The organism is Arthrobacter sp. Leaf69 (genome assembly GCF_001422645.1).
In the GTDB taxonomy this organism is placed as follows: domain Bacteria; phylum Actinomycetota; class Actinomycetes; order Actinomycetales; family Micrococcaceae; genus Arthrobacter.
In genome coordinates, this window is the sequence record NZ_LMLR01000011.1 from 349,779 (window position 1) to 366,212 (window position 16,434).

General features: G+C 67.0%; 17 protein-coding genes and 2 tRNA genes. 10 read left to right on the forward strand and 9 right to left on the reverse strand.

Going from position 1 to position 16,434, the window contains the following annotated elements:
- Positions 1–106 precede the first annotated feature (106 nt).
- The 3 genes from ettA to ASE96_RS11080 all read right to left on the reverse strand — a co-directional run bounded on the left by ettA (position 107) and on the right by ASE96_RS11080 (position 3,139).
- Positions 107–1,789 (reverse strand): energy-dependent translational throttle protein EttA, encoded by a 1,683-nt coding sequence (gene ettA / locus ASE96_RS11070; protein ID WP_056429858.1) that lies wholly within the window; start codon positions 1,787–1,789, stop codon positions 107–109.
- 76 nt (positions 1,790–1,865) lie between these two features.
- Positions 1,866–2,435, reverse strand: coding sequence for a DUF6993 domain-containing protein (locus tag ASE96_RS19580; RefSeq protein ID WP_235500213.1), 570 nt, complete (start codon positions 2,433–2,435; stop codon positions 1,866–1,868).
- Between the two features lie 101 nt (positions 2,436–2,536).
- The gene (locus ASE96_RS11080; RefSeq protein ID WP_056429859.1) at positions 2,537–3,139 is read right to left on the reverse strand and encodes a single-stranded DNA-binding protein; all 603 of its coding nucleotides are present in this window, start codon (positions 3,137–3,139) and stop codon (positions 2,537–2,539) included.
- Positions 3,140–3,582: 443 nt separating this feature from the next.
- Here ASE96_RS11080 and ASE96_RS11085 point away from each other — a divergent pair.
- Positions 3,583–3,658, forward strand: a tRNA-Arg gene (locus ASE96_RS11085).
- 80 nt (positions 3,659–3,738) lie between these two features.
- On the opposite strand, the gene ASE96_RS11090 is transcribed toward ASE96_RS11085, so the two are convergent.
- Complete coding sequence (locus ASE96_RS11090; protein WP_056429862.1) at positions 3,739–4,755, reverse strand: magnesium and cobalt transport protein CorA; 1,017 nt, start codon at positions 4,753–4,755, stop codon at positions 3,739–3,741.
- 234 nt (positions 4,756–4,989) lie between these two features.
- Between ASE96_RS11090 and ASE96_RS11095 the strand changes: the two genes are divergently transcribed.
- Positions 4,990–5,511: a LapA family protein gene (locus ASE96_RS11095; RefSeq protein ID WP_056429866.1), complete on the forward strand. Its 522-nt coding sequence runs from the start codon at positions 4,990–4,992 to the stop codon at positions 5,509–5,511.
- Positions 5,512–5,536: 25 nt separating this feature from the next.
- Entirely contained in the window at positions 5,537–6,181 is a 645-nt protein-coding gene (locus ASE96_RS11100) for a GNAT family N-acetyltransferase (RefSeq protein WP_056429870.1), read from the forward strand.
- 10 nt (positions 6,182–6,191) lie between these two features.
- On the opposite strand, the gene ASE96_RS11105 is transcribed toward ASE96_RS11100, so the two are convergent.
- Positions 6,192–6,494, reverse strand: a complete 303-nt coding sequence (locus ASE96_RS11105) for a helix-turn-helix domain-containing protein (protein WP_056429872.1) — start codon at positions 6,492–6,494, stop codon at positions 6,192–6,194.
- A gap of 66 nt (positions 6,495–6,560) precedes the next feature.
- Here ASE96_RS11105 and map (ASE96_RS11110) point away from each other — a divergent pair, with 66 nt between their 5' ends.
- On the forward strand, positions 6,561–7,343 hold the full coding sequence (gene map / locus ASE96_RS11110) for a type I methionyl aminopeptidase (RefSeq protein ID WP_056429874.1): 783 nt from the start codon (positions 6,561–6,563) through the stop codon (positions 7,341–7,343).
- A 95-nt stretch (positions 7,344–7,438) separates the two neighbouring features.
- Here map (ASE96_RS11110) and map (ASE96_RS11115) read toward each other — a convergent pair whose 3' ends face one another.
- Positions 7,439–8,206: a type I methionyl aminopeptidase gene (gene map / locus ASE96_RS11115; protein WP_056429877.1), complete on the reverse strand. Its 768-nt coding sequence runs from the start codon at positions 8,204–8,206 to the stop codon at positions 7,439–7,441.
- Positions 8,207–8,250: 44 nt separating this feature from the next.
- Here map (ASE96_RS11115) and ASE96_RS11120 point away from each other — a divergent pair, with 44 nt between their 5' ends.
- Positions 8,251–8,931, forward strand: a complete 681-nt coding sequence (locus ASE96_RS11120) for a DNA alkylation repair protein (protein WP_056429878.1) — start codon at positions 8,251–8,253, stop codon at positions 8,929–8,931.
- A gap of 28 nt (positions 8,932–8,959) precedes the next feature.
- On the opposite strand, the gene mptB is transcribed toward ASE96_RS11120, so the two are convergent.
- Positions 8,960–10,516, reverse strand: coding sequence for a polyprenol phosphomannose-dependent alpha 1,6 mannosyltransferase MptB (gene mptB / locus ASE96_RS11125; RefSeq protein WP_200913039.1), 1,557 nt, complete (start codon positions 10,514–10,516; stop codon positions 8,960–8,962).
- A gap of 157 nt (positions 10,517–10,673) precedes the next feature.
- On the opposite strand from mptB, the gene orn reads away from it, so the two are divergent.
- The 4 genes from orn (at position 10,674) to def (ending at position 13,459) form a co-directional block, all read left to right on the forward strand.
- Positions 10,674–11,327: an oligoribonuclease gene (gene orn, locus ASE96_RS11130; RefSeq protein ID WP_082492688.1), complete on the forward strand. Its 654-nt coding sequence runs from the start codon at positions 10,674–10,676 to the stop codon at positions 11,325–11,327.
- A 165-nt stretch (positions 11,328–11,492) separates the two neighbouring features.
- A tRNA-His gene (locus ASE96_RS11135) sits at positions 11,493–11,565 on the forward strand.
- 106 nt (positions 11,566–11,671) lie between these two features.
- Positions 11,672–12,826, forward strand: a complete 1,155-nt coding sequence (locus ASE96_RS11140; RefSeq protein WP_056429885.1) for an acyl-CoA dehydrogenase family protein — start codon at positions 11,672–11,674, stop codon at positions 12,824–12,826.
- 60 nt (positions 12,827–12,886) lie between these two features.
- A complete protein-coding gene (gene def / locus ASE96_RS11145; RefSeq protein WP_056429887.1) occupies positions 12,887–13,459 on the forward strand; it encodes a peptide deformylase in 573 nt (190 codons plus the stop codon).
- 148 nt (positions 13,460–13,607) lie between these two features.
- On the opposite strand, the gene ASE96_RS11150 is transcribed toward def, so the two are convergent.
- Both ASE96_RS11150 and ppk2 read right to left on the reverse strand, forming a co-directional pair.
- Positions 13,608–14,309: an alpha/beta fold hydrolase gene (locus ASE96_RS11150; protein WP_056429890.1), complete on the reverse strand. Its 702-nt coding sequence runs from the start codon at positions 14,307–14,309 to the stop codon at positions 13,608–13,610.
- A 79-nt stretch (positions 14,310–14,388) separates the two neighbouring features.
- A complete protein-coding gene (gene ppk2 / locus ASE96_RS11155; RefSeq protein ID WP_056430081.1) occupies positions 14,389–15,186 on the reverse strand; it encodes a polyphosphate kinase 2 in 798 nt (265 codons plus the stop codon).
- A 290-nt stretch (positions 15,187–15,476) separates the two neighbouring features.
- Between ppk2 and ASE96_RS11160 the strand changes: the two genes are divergently transcribed.
- Entirely contained in the window at positions 15,477–16,433 is a 957-nt protein-coding gene (locus ASE96_RS11160; protein ID WP_200913040.1) for a 1-phosphofructokinase family hexose kinase, read from the forward strand.
- Position 16,434: the final 1 nt, after the last annotated feature.

Below are 16,434 nucleotides of genomic sequence, written 5' to 3' on the forward strand. Positions count from 1 at the left end.
CCGCCGGTGGCCATTGTCGGCCGGCGGCAGGTGACGGTGGCATGCGAAAGGCTGGCTCCCCCGGTGGGGGGCCAGCCTTTTGTTTTTCGCTTGGTGCGCCGCGGGTTTAGTCGCGGGTGAGGCGGCGGTGGGTCACGCGGTGCGGCTTGGCCGCATCCGGGCCCAGGCGCTCGATCTTGTTCTCCTCGTAGGATTCGAAGTTGCCCTCGAACCAGTACCACTTGGAGGGGTTCTCCTCGTCACCTTCGTAGGCGAGGATGTGCGTGGCCACCCGGTCCAGGAACCAGCGGTCGTGCGAGACGACAACGGCGCAGCCCGGGAATTCGAGCAGGGCGTTTTCGAGGCTGCTGAGGGTTTCGACGTCGAGGTCGTTAGTCGGCTCGTCGAGGAGCAGCAGGTTTCCGCCCTGTTTGAGGGTCAGTGCCAGGTTCAGGCGGTTGCGCTCACCACCGGAGAGCACCCCGGCCTTCTTCTGCTGGTCCGGGCCCTTGAAGCCGAAGGCGGCGACGTAGGCGCGGGACGGCATTTCGACGTGGCCGACCTGGATGTAGTCGAGGCCGTCGGAGACGACCTCCCACAGGGTCTTGTTCGGGTCGATGCCGCCGCGGCTCTGGTCCGCGTAAGAGATCTTGACCGAATCGCCGATCTTCAGCTCACCGCCGTCGAGGGGTTCGAGCCCGACGATCGTCTTGAACAGCGTGGACTTGCCGACGCCGTTGGGGCCGATGACACCGACGATGCCGTTGCGCGGCAGGCTGAAGGACAGCCCGTCGATCAACGTGCGGTCCTCGAAGCCCTTCTGGAGGTTCTTGGCCTCCAGGACGAGGCCACCCAGGCGCGGTCCCGGCGGAATCTGGATCTCTTCGAAGTCCAGCTTGCGGGTGCGGTCGGCTTCGGCAGCCATTTCCTCGTAGCGGGCCAGGCGGGCCTTCGACTTGGTCTGGCGTCCCTTGGCGTTGGAGCGGACCCACTCGAGTTCCTCGGTGAGGCGCTTGGCCTGCTTGGCGTCCTTCTTGCCCTGGACTTCCAGGCGGGCGCGCTTCTTCTCGAGGTACGTGGAGTAGTTGCCCTCGTACGGGTAGAGGTGGCCGCGGTCCACTTCGGCGATCCATTCGGCCACGTGGTCGAGGAAGTACCGGTCGTGGGTGACGGCGAGGACGGCGCCCGGGTAGCTGGAGAGGTGCTGTTCGAGCCAGAGGACACTCTCGGCATCGAGGTGGTTAGTGGGCTCGTCGAGGAGCAGCAGGTCCGGCTTCTGCAGCAGGAGTTTGCAGAGGGCGACGCGGCGGCGCTCACCACCGGAAAGCAGGGTGACGTCGGCTTCCGGCGGCGGGCAGCGGAGGGCGTCCATGGCCTGCTCCAGCTGGGAGTCGAGGTCCCAGGCATCGGCGGCGTCGATCGCTTCCTGCAACTGGCCCATCTCCTCGAGGAGGGCATCGTAGTCAGCGTCGGGGTTGGCCATCTCTTCCGAGATTTCGTTGAAGCGCTGGATCTTGCCGAAGATCTCGCCGACGCCTTCCTGGACGTTGCCCAGGACGGTTTTGTCCTCGTTCAGCGGCGGTTCCTGCAGCAGGATACCCACCGTGTAGCCGGGGCTGAGCCTGGCCTCGCCGTTCGAGGGCGTGTCCAGTCCGGCCATGATCTTGAGAATGGTGGACTTACCTGCACCATTCGGTCCGACGACGCCAATCTTGGCCCCCGGGAAGAAGGACATGCTTACGTCATCGAGGATAAGTTTTTCGCCAACAGCCTTACGGGCCTTGGTCATTGTGTAGATAAATTCCGCCATGCCTACAAATCTAGTGGTTCAGCCGGGATAACTCACATTCATGCGGTCCCTCTGCCCACCCGCGACGGCGCCGCGCTCAGCCCGCCGCACCCACGAGGCAGCGTCCGTCGGCGAGTGGCGGAAGGACTGCGGACGTCACGCTGCCGTCGCGAAGTTGCCCAACGATGCAGTCCTGTCCAGCGCTGACAGCCACTTCGACGGCGTCCGCGTCCAGGCCCGTGGGGGTCCGGCTGGCGGTGACCTCCACACTGCCTGAAGGGAACCCGGCGTCTATCAGGGCTGAGCGGACCTGCTCCGTGTCCAGCCTCCGGTCGGCGGCGGTCACCCTGTTGAGTGCGGCCTCAACCCGGGCTTTCGTGTCGGACGTGGCCGCGTCCTCGGTGGCACCGGGGACGGCGCCAGGCGTTGCGCCGAGAGCTGCATCGAGTGCGGCGCCGGAACTGGGTCGCGCCCCGGATCCCCCAGCGCCGCCCTCAACCGTCCCGTCGACACTTGAAGACGTAGTGCCCGCGGCAACCGCCTCCGACGGTGCCGAACACGCGACCGCCGAAGTCAGCACCAGCCCCAGTGCCAGGACCAGCGCCGGAAGCCCGCTCCCGCCAGGGGCCAACGTCGCCGTGTGGCTGAACGTCCCGGCTTGCTTCATCCGGCAATTCTGTCACGTCGGCAGTCCTGTCCCGAAAGCAGCCCTGCCGTGGCCCCACGCCTCCTTCGCCCCGGTTCTACCGCCACGCAGCCGATTCCCTTTCAGGCGGCAGCCCCTTTCAGTTCACCCGTCTCCTGGTCGAGTTCTTCCGCCTCGCCGCTGGCGTCATTGATGAATACGGTGTGGGATCCGGACGCGTCGTTGTCGTCGGCGTCGTCGTCGTTGTTGGTGTCGTTGTCGCCGTGGTGCCCCGCACGGGCCTGGTCATCCTCATCGCTCCCCTCACGGCCGCCGTCCGGGAAAGCCGGGGACGAACCGGAATGCCCGGCGGCGTCCTGGGGACCGTTGGTGGCCGTGCGGATGAAGTTGGCAGAGCCCCACATGAGGTCGTGGCCGACGGACTCGGCGGCGATTTCGGCCACGTGGTAAATCCGGCCGTCATTCTCCCAGCTCCTCATCTTGAGCCGTCCCATGACGATGACCCGCTGTCCCTTCTTGATGCTGCAGCCGATGTTGCCGGCCAACTGCCGATAGCCCTGGACGGTGAACCAGTTGGTGTTCCCGTCGATCCACGCGCCCGTGGCGCGATCGTAGCGCCGGTCGGTTGAGCCCAGCCGGAACGACGCCGTCGCTACCCCGCCCGGTGTAGTCGAACTCTTGATCTCCGTGGCAACGAAGCCACGGACTGTGATGTTGTCACTCATTCTCATGTCCTGTCTCGAAATGTCGTGCCTTAGCAGGCTCCTTCAGCTTCGCGCCGGGGACAGAACTCCGCGAGAGCCCGCCTACGCCATGTGGAAAACCCAAGCGGGACGGCACGGAAGTCGCGGCACAATGCCGGTGCGCGAAAGCGCCGCAGGCACCAAGTCCTGGCTAGGAACACAGGAGCCGCCCCGTCGTCGGCAAACACGACTGGCACGCCGCCGCCCCTCACCCATTCGCCACAAACGGCCGCCATACACCCACCCAAAGCGGCCATTTCCGGCGAACCGGCGAGCGCGGCGCAATACGTTGCAGAGATTCCGGACATCGCGCGGCCCGGCACGGGGGCGGCATGCCCTCCGGGCGGACCTGACAGCGGACGGGCGCAGGGCACGGTAAGCTTTTTGAGGCGTCCCCCGGCAGCAGCCGGGCAGTACGTCGGCATGCCCCAGTAGCTCAGGGGATAGAGCAGCGGCCTTCTAATCCGCCGGTCGGGGGTTCGATTCCCTCCTGGGGCACCAGAGTGCGGCTCTGGCCTGCCGGAACTTCCCGCAGGCCAGGGCCGTGATCTCCGCAGGCGTTCGCCCACGTGAGGAGCACGCTAGATCCACTTGTTGCGCTTGAACGTCCAGTACAGCGCCACGCCCATGCCGATCATCAGCCCCAGAGCCATCGGGTAGCCGAAGACCCAGTCCAGTTCCGGCATGCTACGGAAATTCATTCCATAGATGGTCCCAATCAGTGTCGGCGCGAACAGAATGGCCGCCCACGAGGAGATCCGCTTGACCTGCTCGTTCTGGGCGTAGCTCGACTCCGTCAGCAACCGCATTTCGTCGTTCTGCCGCTGGGCCACCAGCGCCGCATTGACTGCGAGCGCATTTTGCAACAGGGCACGGAAGGCCGTGATGCGTTCACTCAGCCGCAGCACATGGTCCAGGACGTCCCGGTAGTGGTCCTGCAACTCCGGCTCGGGCTGGTGGTCCTCCGTGGCGGCCATCAGTGACTGCAGGATCCCCACAAGCGGAGCCGTCGCCCGCTGGAACATGATGACCTGGCGGGAGAGTTCGTAGATCCGGCGGGACACCCCCGGGTCCGCGGCGAAGAGATCGTCCTCAATTTCATCCACGTCGTTCTCCAGGCCGGCAGCAACCGGCTCATACTCGTCCACCACCTGGTCCAGGATCGCGTAGAGCACGGCGTCCGGACCAAGTGCCAGGAACGCAGGCTGGGACTCCATCCGGTGGCGGACCCGCGCCAAATCCGGCGATTCGGCCCGGCGCACTGTGACCACGAAGTCCGCCCCGCGGAAGACATGGATCTCGCCGAACTCCACCTTTTCCACGTCGTCGAGGTACCGGGCGGGGCGCAGGACAAGGAAGAGCGTGTCACCGTAGTGTTCCAGCTTGGCCCGCTGGTGGCCGGCGAGCGCATCGTCCACAGCCAAGTGGTTGAGATCGAATTCCCCGGCCACGGACCGCAGCTCTTCGGCATCCGGCCGGTAGAGCCCTATCCAGGCCATACCCTGGCGCTGCCGCAGGATGAAGTACGTCTCGTCCAGGCTTTCCGGGTCCGCAGTCCGGTAACCGTCTACGTACACGGCGTTGTCGACGATACTCACGGCCGGCCCTCCTTCACCAGGCATCCTTGGCTGCGACGCTATACCGTCGTCCGCCCGGTGCCAACAGCCCTCGCCTTGCCGGTCTTCGCATATTTCAGCCGCGCCCGCACGGCTCTCCTGCGCACACTCGCCCCTCCTCCCTCTGTTAGCGGTCAGCACGCTTAGGATTGAGTTGACAGGCAGGACAGCAGGGAACCCTGCCCGCCCTGCCCGCAACCGAAAGGTACGGCCGCTATGACCCAGACTCCCCGCGAATTCGATCCCCAAGATCCCAACGACGACTTGACCGCCCCGTACCCCGAGCAGGCTGACGCCCCGCAAGGGTCCGCCGGGGCGGGGCAGCTCGCCGATAGCCCGGCCGGAGGGACCGATGTGGTGTCCGGGGCCTCTGGTGCCGCAATGCCGGCCCCAAGCGCCGAGACGCCGCGCGAAGAAACTCCGCGGACAGAGACGCCCGCCCCGGCCCCTGAACCGCGCCAGGTGACCCGCGCTGGAATGGTCTGGGCCGCCGTCGCGAGCGCACTCGTGGTGCTGATCCTGCTCATCGCGTTCATCCTGCAGAACCAGGAATACGTGCTGGTGAAGTTCTTTGGCCTCGAAGGCTCGGTCCCGCTCGGAATTGCGCTGTTCATTGCCGCGGTCGGGGGCGGCGTCCTGGTTGCCATCGCCGGAGCCGCCCGCATCATCCAACTCCGGCTCGCGGCGCACCGCACGCGCGCAAGCCGACAGCCAACCCAAGGCACGCAGACCCGCTGAAATCCGCAGGCGCTAGCCTCATTCCATGAACGCAGAAACCAGCGGGCCATCCGCTATTGCCACCGCGCCGGCGGGCTGGCCCGACGTCGAGCGTCTCTTCGGCAGCCGAGGCGAGCCGTCGCGCTGCTGGTGCCGTTTCTTCGCCCTCACCGGACCGCAGTGGTCGGCGTCCACGCCGGAGCAGCGGAAAAACCAGTTGCGGGACAAGTTCGACGGCGGCGCCCCGGCTCCGGGGGTGCTGGCTTTCCGCGACGGGAACCCCGTGGGCTGGTGCGCGGTGGAACCCCGCGGTTGCTGCCCGCGGATCCTGCGCTCGAGAGTCCTGACAGCGGCGGGTCCGGAAGTGGCCCGCGACCATGGGAACAACGTGTGGTCGGTCACGTGCTCCGTGGTCTCCCCCGGCCACCGCCGCACCGGTGTGGCGCAGGCACTGCTCAGGGCCGCGGTCGGGCACGCCTTCGCCCACGGCGCCGAAGTGGTGGAGGGGTACCCCGTCGATCCCGCGCAAAGGCCCAAAGCCGGCCCGGCCGACCTCTATCACGGCACCGTGGGCCTCTTCCTGGCGGCCGGCTTCGAGGTGGCCAGCGAGGCGGTGCCCGGACGCGCCGTCGTCCGGCTGGCGGCGTCACGCCCGGGCGGCGCCACCAGCCGGATAGCCGCGGCCGATTAGCCGCGGCCTCTTACGAGGCCAAACGCTCCCGCGGCCGGTGGCCGGAGTTGGTCGGTGCGCTACCGCGTCCCGGCGGGTTGATCTCGGCCCATACCGCGTCGAGGGAGAGACCGAGGACATCGGCGATCGCCGCGATGGTCGGGAAGGCAGGGGTCGCAACACGGCCTGTCTCGATCTTCCGGAGGGTCTCCGGTGAGACACGCGCCTCGAGCGCGGTCTCAAGCATCGAGCGCTCTCCCCTGGCGCGACGCAGCAGGGCGCCGAGGCGTTGTCCGCGCTCGACCTCTTCGGGTGTGAGGGGCAATCTGACCATGGCTCCGATTCTAGTACCGGGATAATATGGCCGGGATAGTTATTGGTTGCGTGAGAAAGGCGCCACATGATCGAGATCCTGAACTCCACGGAACTGGCCCGGGCACGAGAGGCCGGTGCCCTGGTCGCGCATATCCTGCAGACGCTGAAGAGCCGCAGCGCAGTAGGCACGAACCTCCTGGACATCGACCGGTGGGCCCGTGCCATGATCACCGAGGCCGGAGCCCTGTCCTGCTACGTCGACTACGAGCCATCGTTCGGACGCGGGCCGTTCGGACACTACATCTGCACGGCCGTCAACGACGCCGTCCTCCACGGACTGCCCCACGACTACAGACTTGCCGACGGCGACCTGCTGACACTCGACCTCGCCGTCTCCAAGGGCGGAGTTGCTGCCGACGCCGCCATCAGCTTCCTCGTGGGCGACTCACAGCCTCCGGAAAGCGTCGCGATGATCAGGGCAACCGAACGCGCATTGAGCGCTGGGATTGCGGCCGCCGTGCCCGGAGCCCGCATCGGCGACATCTCCCACGCCATCGGCTCGGTCCTCAGCGGGGCCGGGTATCCGATCAATACCGAGTTCGGAGGTCATGGCATCGGATCCACGATGCACCAGGATCCGCACGTCGCAAACACCGGACGGCCCGGCCGTGGCTACAAACTGCGCCCCGGGCTGCTGCTCGCGCTGGAACCGTGGGTCATGGCCGACACCGCCGAACTGATCACCGATGCCGACGGGTGGACGCTCCGAAGTGCAACAGGCTGCCGAACAGCCCACAGCGAGCACACGATCGCCATCACCAGCGACGGAGCCGAAATCCTGACCCTGCCGAAACACGCGCAGCCGTAGGGCCGGAGCCACGCGTCCCTCCGTACTCCCGGCACCTCACCGCGAATCAAAGGTGAGAACGCGACTTTCCGTTTCCGGCCAGGTCGACCTTCCCGTCAGGGCAGGGTCAGAATGACCGGCCCGTCCTTCGTGATGGCCACGGTGTGCTCGCTGTGCGCGGCACGACGGCCGTTGGCCGAGCGAAGGGTCCATTCGTCGTCGTCGTGGAAGTAGTCGTCCTTGCCGCCCAGGATCAGCATCGGCTCGATCGCGATGACCAAGCCCTCGGTCAGCTTGATGCCGCGGCCGGGCCGGCCGTCGTTGGGAACGTGCGGCTCGGCGTGCATGGTCGTGCCGATCCCGTGCCCGCCGTGGTCCGCCAGCAGCCCGTAGCCGGCGCGGCGCGATGCCCCGCCGATCGCATAGCCCAGGTCCCCCATCTTGTTCCCGATCCGGGCCGCCTCGATCCCGCGGGCGAGGGCCGCCTCGGTGGCTTCGATCAGCGCCTGGTCCACCGGGTCCGATGCACCCACGATGAAGCTGATCGCTGCGTCCCCGCACCAGCCCTCAAGAAACGCACCGCAGTCCACGCTGAGCAGGTCACCGTCCTGGAGCCGGTAGTCGTTGGGGATGCCGTGCACCACGGCGTCGTTGACCGACGTGCAGATCACCCCGGGAAACGGCACTGACGCCCACCGCGGTTTGTAGTTCAGGAAGGCCGGAGTGGCCCCTGCGGCGGCAATGGTCGCGGCGGCCAGCTGGTCCAGTTCTTTCAGGGACACGCCGACGGCGGCGGCCTCCCGGACGCGTTCCAGCGTGTTGGCCACCACCCTGCCGGCCTCGCGCATCAGGGCAATCTCGGCGGGGCTCTTGATCATCGACATGCGTCCAACTCTAGGGCCAGCCCGTGCGTGGCTAAAGTTGCCCCATGGCCAACGCTGAACTGATGTCCGCGATCCGAACGCGGCTGCACCGTGCCGCCGACCCGGCCCGGGCGGCGGGCGCGCAGGCCTACCTGAAGTCCGAGATGCCCTCGCTGGGCGTCCGGGTGCCGGAAGTCCGGCGGATCGTCAAGGCCGCCGCCCGGGAGTTGCCACCCGGTTCCCTGCCGGAATTGCAGTCCACCGTGCTGGCGCTGTGGCGGGACGCCGGCTGGCGGGAGGAACGTTATGCTGCCATCGACCTCACGGGGCTGCGGCTGGCCGCCGGTGAGTGGAGCATGCTGCCGGTCTACGAGGAAATCATCCGCAGCGGCGCGTGGTGGGATCTGGTGGACGGCGTCTCGCACCGGCTTTGCGGGCTGCTGCAGACCCACCGGGAGGACATGTCCAGCGTGCTTCGCCGCTGGAGCACGGACGCGGACCTATGGATCCGGCGGGCCTCCATCACGGCGCAGCTGGGAGCAAAATCGGAGACGGATCCTGCCCTGCTGGCGGCCGTCATCGAACCCAACCTGGCCGACCCGGAGTTTTTCATCAGGAAGGCGATCGGCTGGGCCCTGCGTGACTTCGCCGCCACGGATCCGGACTGGGTCCGGGACTTCGTCGCACGGCACGGCGGGGCGCTGAGCCCGCTGTCCCGCCGGGAGGCCCTGCGCAAGATCACGTGACGGCGCAGAATCAGTTGAACGGGGAAACTCAGATGACCGGGCGGGTGGTGACCGGTTCCTCGGACTTGCTGAAGAGCAGCTTGGTTTTTGGGTCCAGGAAGATCAGGTACAGGGCGAAGAGCAGGGCAATGACCGCCGCGGCGTTGCGGGCCAGGGCCAGGGCAAGGCCCAGATCCGCGGTCTGCAGGTACGGGAAGACTTCCAGCTGGTCCGAGATCGCGTAGACCATAAAGAACGACACGATGAAGTACAGCGCCTTGACCTGCCAGTCGTCCCGGATGCCCGTGACGGCGAAGAGCGGAATGAGCCAGACGACGTACCAGGACTGGATCATCGGGGCGAGGACCACGACGGCGGCGAACGCCAGTGTGAGGCGGCGGATCAGCCGGTCGTAGTCGCCGCGGAAAATCAGCCAGGCGATAATACCGACCGCCAGCAGTTTGCCGGCGTCGTATACCCACTTGGCCAGCCCCCACCCGTCGAGTCCGAAGGCGTTGAAGATGGACGCGACCACCAGCCCCAGCAGTCCCACCGGCGCGTACCAGATCCAGATGCTGCCCGGGGCGGAGAGCCCGTTGATCCAGCCGAATCCGAAGCCGTTGACCATGCTCATGGCGTACAGCAGGGCCAGGCTGATGCCGGCAGTGAGTCCCCAGAAGACAAACTTCCGCGGCCAGCTGGCGCCCCTTCCTGCCCACAGCAGGCCGATGAACGGCAGGAAGACGATGGTGATGGGCTTGACCGAGATGGACAGGGTCACCAGGACCAGGCCGAAGATGACCCGCCGGGTGGCGCAGTAATACAGCCCGGCCAGGGCCAGGCCGATCATCAGGGCGTCGTTGTGGACGCTGGCGATGAAGTTGGTGAGGAACAGCGGGTTAGCGGCGGTGAGCCACAAGGCGCGGTGCGGGTTGACCCCATGCAACTCGGCGAGCTTCGGAACGTAGATGATGCACAGCACAATCCCGACCAGCGCGGCAAGGCGGAACAGCATGATGCTGGCTTCCGGGTGCACGTTGGTGGACCAGACCACGAACTGCTCGATCCAGAGGAACAGCTGGCCGTACGGCACGGGTGCCTCGGTCCACATCTTGTCGGCCCCGAGCTGGAAGTAGTTCGACAGCGCCGAAATGCCGTTTTCGTAGGGGTTGAACCCCTCTACCATCAGCCTGCCCTGCCCGATATAGGCGTAGACGTCACGGCTGAACAGCGGCACCGAGAACATCAGGGGCAGCCCCCACAGGACAACCGCCTGCAGCGTGGCCTTGCGGGCCGCCGTTCCCCAGACCCGCACGCGCTGGCCGAGCCTCAGCCAGGCCCGCACCAGGAGCATCCCGCCGACGGCCAGCAGCACGATGCACAGGCCGACGCCGACGGCTTCCGTACGCATCCAGATGAACAGTGGAACGCGGCGGAGCTCCGAGGCCGGGGCCAGCCAGCCGACGCCCAGCGAACCGATCGCCATAAAGAGCGAGCCGACGAACCCGGCGAGCAGCGGGGAACGGGCATTGTCCACGTCAGCGACTTCCGCGTCCGGGGACGTGCCGGCAGCCGTTTTTCCTGCCGCAGGCACAGGCGCCGTCATCTCAGGATCGTCCAATCTGTTGTGGGGCTCATCTCTGCCCGCAGCCAGCCGCAAATACGGCCCGGGGCACGCCGCGAGGGCGAAAAACTTCGCGACCCGCGTACCGGGAATCCTAGCATCGGACCGCCCGGGGGCGACGAAACGGTAGGCTGGGCGGGTGCCTATTTCTAATGAACGCATCGTCTGGATCGACTGCGAAATGACCGGCCTCGACACCGTTAACGACGCCCTGATCGAGGTGGCCGCGCTGGTGACGGACTCGGAGCTCAATATCCTCGGTGACGGCGTCGACGTCGTCATCAAGCCCGACGACGCGGCCCTGGCGCAGATGAACGACTTCGTCCGCGACATGCACACCCGTTCCGGGCTGCTGGCGGAACTCCCCCACGGCAAGACCATGGCCGAGGCCCAGGCAATCGTTCTGGACTACATCAAGAAGTGGGTACCGGATCCCAAGAAGGCGCCGCTGGGCGGCAACTCCGTGGGCACCGACCGCGTCTTCCTGGTCCGTGACATGCCCGAACTGGTGGAGCACCTGCACTACCGGGTCATCGACGTGAGCACCATCAAGGAACTTTCCCGGCGCTGGTACGCGCGGGCCTACTTCCAGTCCCCGGCCAAGCTCGGCGGTCACCGTGCCCTCGGCGACATCCAGGATTCCATTGACGAGCTGCGGTATTACCGCGAGGCCGTTTTCGTCCCCGCCCCAGGTCCGGATAGCGCCACGGCGCAGCGCATCGCCAAGAAGGTGATGGGCACGGCGGATGAAACGGCGCCGGTCGAGGCGTCCTCCGGGACTCCGGCGCAGTAGCGGCTGCGACTTCTGGCCCGCCTCCGGATGTAATCTGCGCCACCTTTTGCAGAAAATTTTGGCGAAAACCCGGAAAGTGGCAAAAGCGGCCCCGAAGAGCAGGTAAGCTATTTGTCGTTGCCTTTTCAGTCAGCCGGTTCACCGGAAGGCATGGCGGGGCACATGGTGGGCGTAGCTCAGTTGGCAGAGCGCCTGGTTGTGGTCCAGGAGGTCGCGGGTTCAACCCCCGTCGCTCACCCTCATGAAGGACGGCAGTGATTGTTCGACCTTAGACGAAGGCCGTACCGGATATCCGGTGCGGCCTTTGTTGTCTGTCCATGGAACCGTGAAGGGAACGAGACGCCATGAAGCGCACGCTTTTTGAAGAAGACCACGAGATGTTCCGTGAGATGGCCGCTGAGTTCAACACACGTGCCGTCGCCCCGCATTACGCCCGGTGGGACGAGGACCACATGATGTCCCGGGAACTGTGGACGTCCGCCGGCGAGCAGGGACTGCTGGGCCTGGCCGTTCCGGAAGAGTTCGGCGGCATGGGCATGGTGGACTACCGCTTCCGCGCCGTGCTGGATGAGGAGTTCGCCAAGAGCAACCACCTCGCCGTGGGCCTGGCCTTCCACCTGCACGATGACATGGTCCTCCCCCACCTGCTGGCCTACGGCTCCGACGACCTCAAGAGCCGCTGGCTCCCCGGCATGGTCTCCGGCGAGAAGGTCACCTCCATCGCATGGACCGAGCCCGGAGCGGGTTCGGACCTGCGCGGCATCCGCACCAAGGCAGTGCGCGACGGCGACGACTGGCTGATCAGCGGCCAGAAGACCTTCATCGGCAACGGCATCTCCGGGGACGCGTCCCTGGTCCTGGCGCGCACTGACGGCAGCACCGGCCGCGGAAAGCACGACTCCTTCTCCCTGTTCATGGTCGGCAGGGGCGAGGGCTACAACACGGGCAAGCAGCTGGACAAGATGGGACTCAAGGCCTCCGATACGGCCGAACTGTTCTTCGACAACGTCCGTGTACCGCACGCGGACCTCGTTGGTGAGGAGGGCAAGGGCCTGCAGTACGCCGCCGAGCAGCTCCCCCAGGGCCGGCTCGCGATCGCGGTGGCAAGCTCCGCCGTCGTCCGCGCCGTCTACGAGGCGACCGTGGCGTACACCAAGGACCGCAACGCCTTCGGTGAGCGGATCATCGACTTCCAGAACACCCGGTTCGAACTGGCGGACATCCTCACCGAGGTCGAGGTCACCGAAACGTACGTGGACCAGGCCATCCAGGCCTTCAACGCCGGAGAGCTCGACGCCGCCTCCGCCGCCCGCGCGAAGCTGTGGGCGTCCGAACGCGCGAAGTCCGTCACCGACCGCTGCCTCCAGTTGCACGGCGGGTACGGCTACATCCTGGAATACCCCGTGGCGCAGGCCTTCCTGGCCGCCCGGCTGCTGACCATCTTCGGCGGCACCAACGAAATCATGCGCGACGTCGTCGGCCGCACCATCGCCGACTGACCCACACAGCAACAGCAACAGCAACAGCAACAGCAACAGCAACAGAGGAACTTTCCTGCCATGACCGTCCTGCCCATCACGATCTGGGGCGAACCCGTGCTGCACCGCCGGGCCGCCGAGGTTGAAGTCTTCGACGACGAGCTCCGGACCCTGATCGCCGACATGTTCGAGACCAACGACGCCGCCAATGGCGTCGGTCTCGCCGCGCCCCAGGTGGGGGTCGGCAAACGGCTCTTCGTCTACAAGTTCGACAACGACGACGGCACCCCGCCGTCCGGGGTCGTCGTCAACCCGGTCCTGACCCTTTCCAAGGTCTCCGGCGCGCTGCCGGATCCGGATGAGGAAGAGGAGGGCTGCCTGTCCTTCCCGGGCGGGCAGTACCCGCTCAAGCGCGCGGAGTGGGCCCGGGTGCAGGGCTTCGACGGGGACGGCAACCCGGTCGATTTTGAGGCGACGGGCTGGTTCGCCCGGGTCCTCCAGCACGAATATGACCACCTAGACGGCAAACTCTACGTCAACCGCCTCCTTGACCGGTACGCCCGCAAGGCCATGAAGCTGGCCAAGAAAAGCGGCTGGGGTGTCCCCGGGCTGACCTGGATGCCCGGCGTGGATCCAGACCCGTTCGGGCACTAGGTTCTGGGCGGTCCCCCATGTTCGGCGTCGACGTGGCCGGCATGCGGCGAATTTCCCCGCCTTTGATGCCGAGGCGCCGGAAATCCCCGGCGGTTTGGCAGGACACGCCGGCGGCGGGTCCCAAAAGTGGGGAATTTCCGCCGCGGAATTAGCTGCGGTCGACGGCGGCAAGGATCGCCGCGCCCAGCTCGGCCGGCTTGGTGAACTGCGGCCAGTGCCCGGTGGGCAGGTCCACGTAGTCGACGTCGCGAACGCGCCCGAGTTCCGCAACGTACGGGTGGCCGCCGGCGATCATTTCAATGAGCATTGACGACGGGAACTCGCAGGCGATGACGGTCGCCGGGACGTCGTAGCGGCGCTCGTCGTTCAGCCGCTGCTGGTCCTGGGCCACGCCCTTGGGCTGCGGGATGGCACGGGCCCGGAACATGGACCGCAGCTCCTCGTCGAGGTCGGTGAGGTCTTCGTCCTCGAACAACTCCCACGGCGGAAGCGGCACCGCGTCGCCGTCGTCCGGCAGGTCGTCGTTGATGACGCCGCCGTCTCCCAGCGGCCCGCTGTCCACGTAGATCGCCCGGACCACCCTGTCCGGGCGGGCGTCGACGGCGCCGTGGATGATGGCGCCACCGCCCGAGTGGCCCACCAGGACCACGGGGTCATCGAAGGCGTCGATTATCGCCACCACGGCGTCGATATGCGTCCGCAAGCCGATGCCGGCCCGCGGCGCGTCTGCCGATTCCAGCCCGGGCAGCGTCAGCGGGTGGACGTGATGTCCGGCCGCAACCAGCGGCGGGGTCACCTCCTCCCACGATGAGGCGTCCAACCAGAAACCGGGTACCAGGATGATGTCCATGCCGGTACCCTACCTTCCCGGTCCGACGAAACGGCCGTGGAGCGTGGAAATGCCGCCTCACGGATTTCCCGCTGCGCGGTTATCCCTCGTCCGGCCTCTGCAGCATGGCGGCGTGATCCGGAACGTAGCGGAACAACTCCCGGGGTGGGCGCGTGTAGTTGACGGCCTTGGGCCGTTCCGGCAACGTCACCGGCTCCATCCGGACTTCCGTGTAGTCGATGCTGGAGAGCAGGTGGGCGATCATGTTGATCCTGGCCCGGCGTTTGTCCTCCGCCTCGACCACGTACCAAGGCGATTCGGCGGTGTCTGTCTGCATGAACATGTCATCCTTGGCCCGGGAGTAGTCTTCCCAGCGGAGGATCGACTCCCGGTCCATCGGCGAGAGTTTCCACTGCCGCATCGGATCATCCAGCCGTGACTTGAAGCGCCGTTCCTGTTCCGCGTGGCTGATCGAGAACCAGTACTTGAACACGAGGATGCCGTCCTGGACCAGGAGGCGTTCAAAGACCGGGCACTGCGCCATAAAGCGTTTGTGTTCGGCGGGCGTGCAGAATCCCATCACGTGTTCGACGCCGGCCCGGTTGTACCAGGAACGGTCCATCAGGACGATCTCCCCCGCGGCGGGGAGGTGCGCCACGTAGCGCTGGAAATACCATTCGCCCCGCTGCCGCTCCGTCGGGGCCGGCAGTGCCACGATGCGGGCCACGCGCGGATTCAGGTACTGGGTGACCCGTTTGATGGCACTGCCCTTGCCTGCGGCGTCGCGCCCTTCGAAGATCACCAGCACCCGCGCGCCCGAGCTGCGGACCCATTCCTGGAGCGCGACGAGCTCGGCCTGGAGCCGGAAGAGCTCTTCCTCGTACACGCCGAGGGGCAGCCGCGCGGGCCTCGAGGACTTGCGGCCCGACCCGCCTTTCCGGGCTGCGTTTTTCTTGCCGGTGCCGTCCTTTTTCTTGCCAGCGCCGTCCTTGCCGGAGGCGGCCGTGTCGGAGCCGGCTGTGTCGGAGCCGTCTATGTTCTGTGCCATGGCGCCCGTCCCATTTCATCGCGGCGTGGCGGACCTTCTGCCGCTTTTCCTGCCGCGCCCATTCTCGCCGAGCGGTTGACTGCCCACAAGGGGACGGCGGACCCGGGACAGCCCCGGGCCCGTGCTCCTATGCTGGGGCCATGGAAGCCCCCGGACGGAGCATGATGCAGCCCATTCTCACGCTTACCGTCAATCCCGCGCTGGACGTAAGCACTGCAACGGAGCGCGTTACCAGCGGCCACAAACTGCGCTGCGGCGCCAGCCGCCTTGATCCGGGCGGCGGGGGCGTGAACGTGTCCCGGGTGGTGCAGCGCCTGGGCGGGCGGACACTGGCGGTCTACACCGCCGGCGGACCCACCGGAGAGGCTTACCGCCGCCTCATCGAGGCCGAACGCATCCCCACCCTGGCGGTGCCCATCCAAGGCAGTACGCGCGAGGACTTCACGGTGGACGAGACGACGACGGGCAAGCAGTTCCGCTTTGTGCTTCAGGGCCCCGAACTGAGTGAACCCGAGTGGCGGCTGTGCCTGGCGCTCGTGGCGGATTCGATTCCCGTGGGTGGGTACGTCGTGGCCAGCGGCAGCCTGCCGCCGGGGGTCCCGGATGATTTCTATGCCCAGGTGGCGCGGCTGGCGCGCCGGCATGAGGCCCGCTGCATTGTGGACGCCTCCGGCCCGGCGCTGGCCGAAGCCCTCGCTGAGGGGGTGTTCCTGGTGAAGCCGAGCCGGCGGGAGTTGGGGCTGCACTTTGGCACAACGCTGGAGAGCGGTGAGAGCCAGGTTGAGGCCGCCGCGGGGCTCGTCGCGGACGGGTCCGCGGAGCATGTCGCCCTGACCCTGGGTGCGGAAGGTGCCGTGCTGGCCTCGAAGTCCGGGATCCTTCGGCTGGCCGTGCCGGAGGTGGAGGTGCGAAGCACCGTCGGTGCGGGCGACAGCTTCCTGGCCGCCTTCGTCCTCCGCCTGGCGCAGGGCCGCACCCTCGCGGCGGCGCTCCGGGCCGCCGTCGCCGCCGGAAGCGCCACGGTGACGACGCAGGCCACCGAACTCTGCCACCGGGAGGATGTGGAGCGGCTGGAGGCGGGACTCGCCGCCGGGTAGT

What these genes read in the sequence shown, in the direction of transcription:
- ettA (WP_056429858.1), bottom strand. Translation starts at nt 1,789, where the DNA reads ATGGCGGAATTTATCTACACAATGACCAAGGCCCGTAAGGCTGTTGGC.
- ASE96_RS19580 (WP_235500213.1), bottom strand. Translation starts at nt 2,435, where the DNA reads ATGAAGCAAGCCGGGACGTTCAGCCACACGGCGACGTTGGCCCCTGGC.
- ASE96_RS11080 (WP_056429859.1), bottom strand. Translation starts at nt 3,139, where the DNA reads ATGAGTGACAACATCACAGTCCGTGGCTTCGTTGCCACGGAGATCAAG.
- ASE96_RS11095 (WP_056429866.1), top strand. Translation starts at nt 4,990, where the DNA reads ATGACCCAGACTCCCCGCGAATTCGATCCCCAAGATCCCAACGACGAC.
- ASE96_RS11100 (WP_056429870.1), top strand. Translation starts at nt 5,537, where the DNA reads ATGAACGCAGAAACCAGCGGGCCATCCGCTATTGCCACCGCGCCGGCG.
- ASE96_RS11105 (WP_056429872.1), bottom strand. Translation starts at nt 6,494, where the DNA reads ATGGTCAGATTGCCCCTCACACCCGAAGAGGTCGAGCGCGGACAACGC.
- map (WP_056429874.1), top strand. Translation starts at nt 6,561, where the DNA reads ATGATCGAGATCCTGAACTCCACGGAACTGGCCCGGGCACGAGAGGCC.
- map (WP_056429877.1), bottom strand. Translation starts at nt 8,206, where the DNA reads ATGTCGATGATCAAGAGCCCCGCCGAGATTGCCCTGATGCGCGAGGCC.
- ASE96_RS11120 (WP_056429878.1), top strand. Translation starts at nt 8,251, where the DNA reads ATGGCCAACGCTGAACTGATGTCCGCGATCCGAACGCGGCTGCACCGT.
- mptB (WP_200913039.1), bottom strand. Translation starts at nt 10,516, where the DNA reads ATGACGGCGCCTGTGCCTGCGGCAGGAAAAACGGCTGCCGGCACGTCC.
- ASE96_RS11140 (WP_056429885.1), top strand. Translation starts at nt 11,672, where the DNA reads ATGAAGCGCACGCTTTTTGAAGAAGACCACGAGATGTTCCGTGAGATG.
- def (WP_056429887.1), top strand. Translation starts at nt 12,887, where the DNA reads ATGACCGTCCTGCCCATCACGATCTGGGGCGAACCCGTGCTGCACCGC.
- ASE96_RS11150 (WP_056429890.1), bottom strand. Translation starts at nt 14,309, where the DNA reads ATGGACATCATCCTGGTACCCGGTTTCTGGTTGGACGCCTCATCGTGG.
- ASE96_RS11160 (WP_200913040.1), top strand. Translation starts at nt 15,477, where the DNA reads ATGGAAGCCCCCGGACGGAGCATGATGCAGCCCATTCTCACGCTTACC.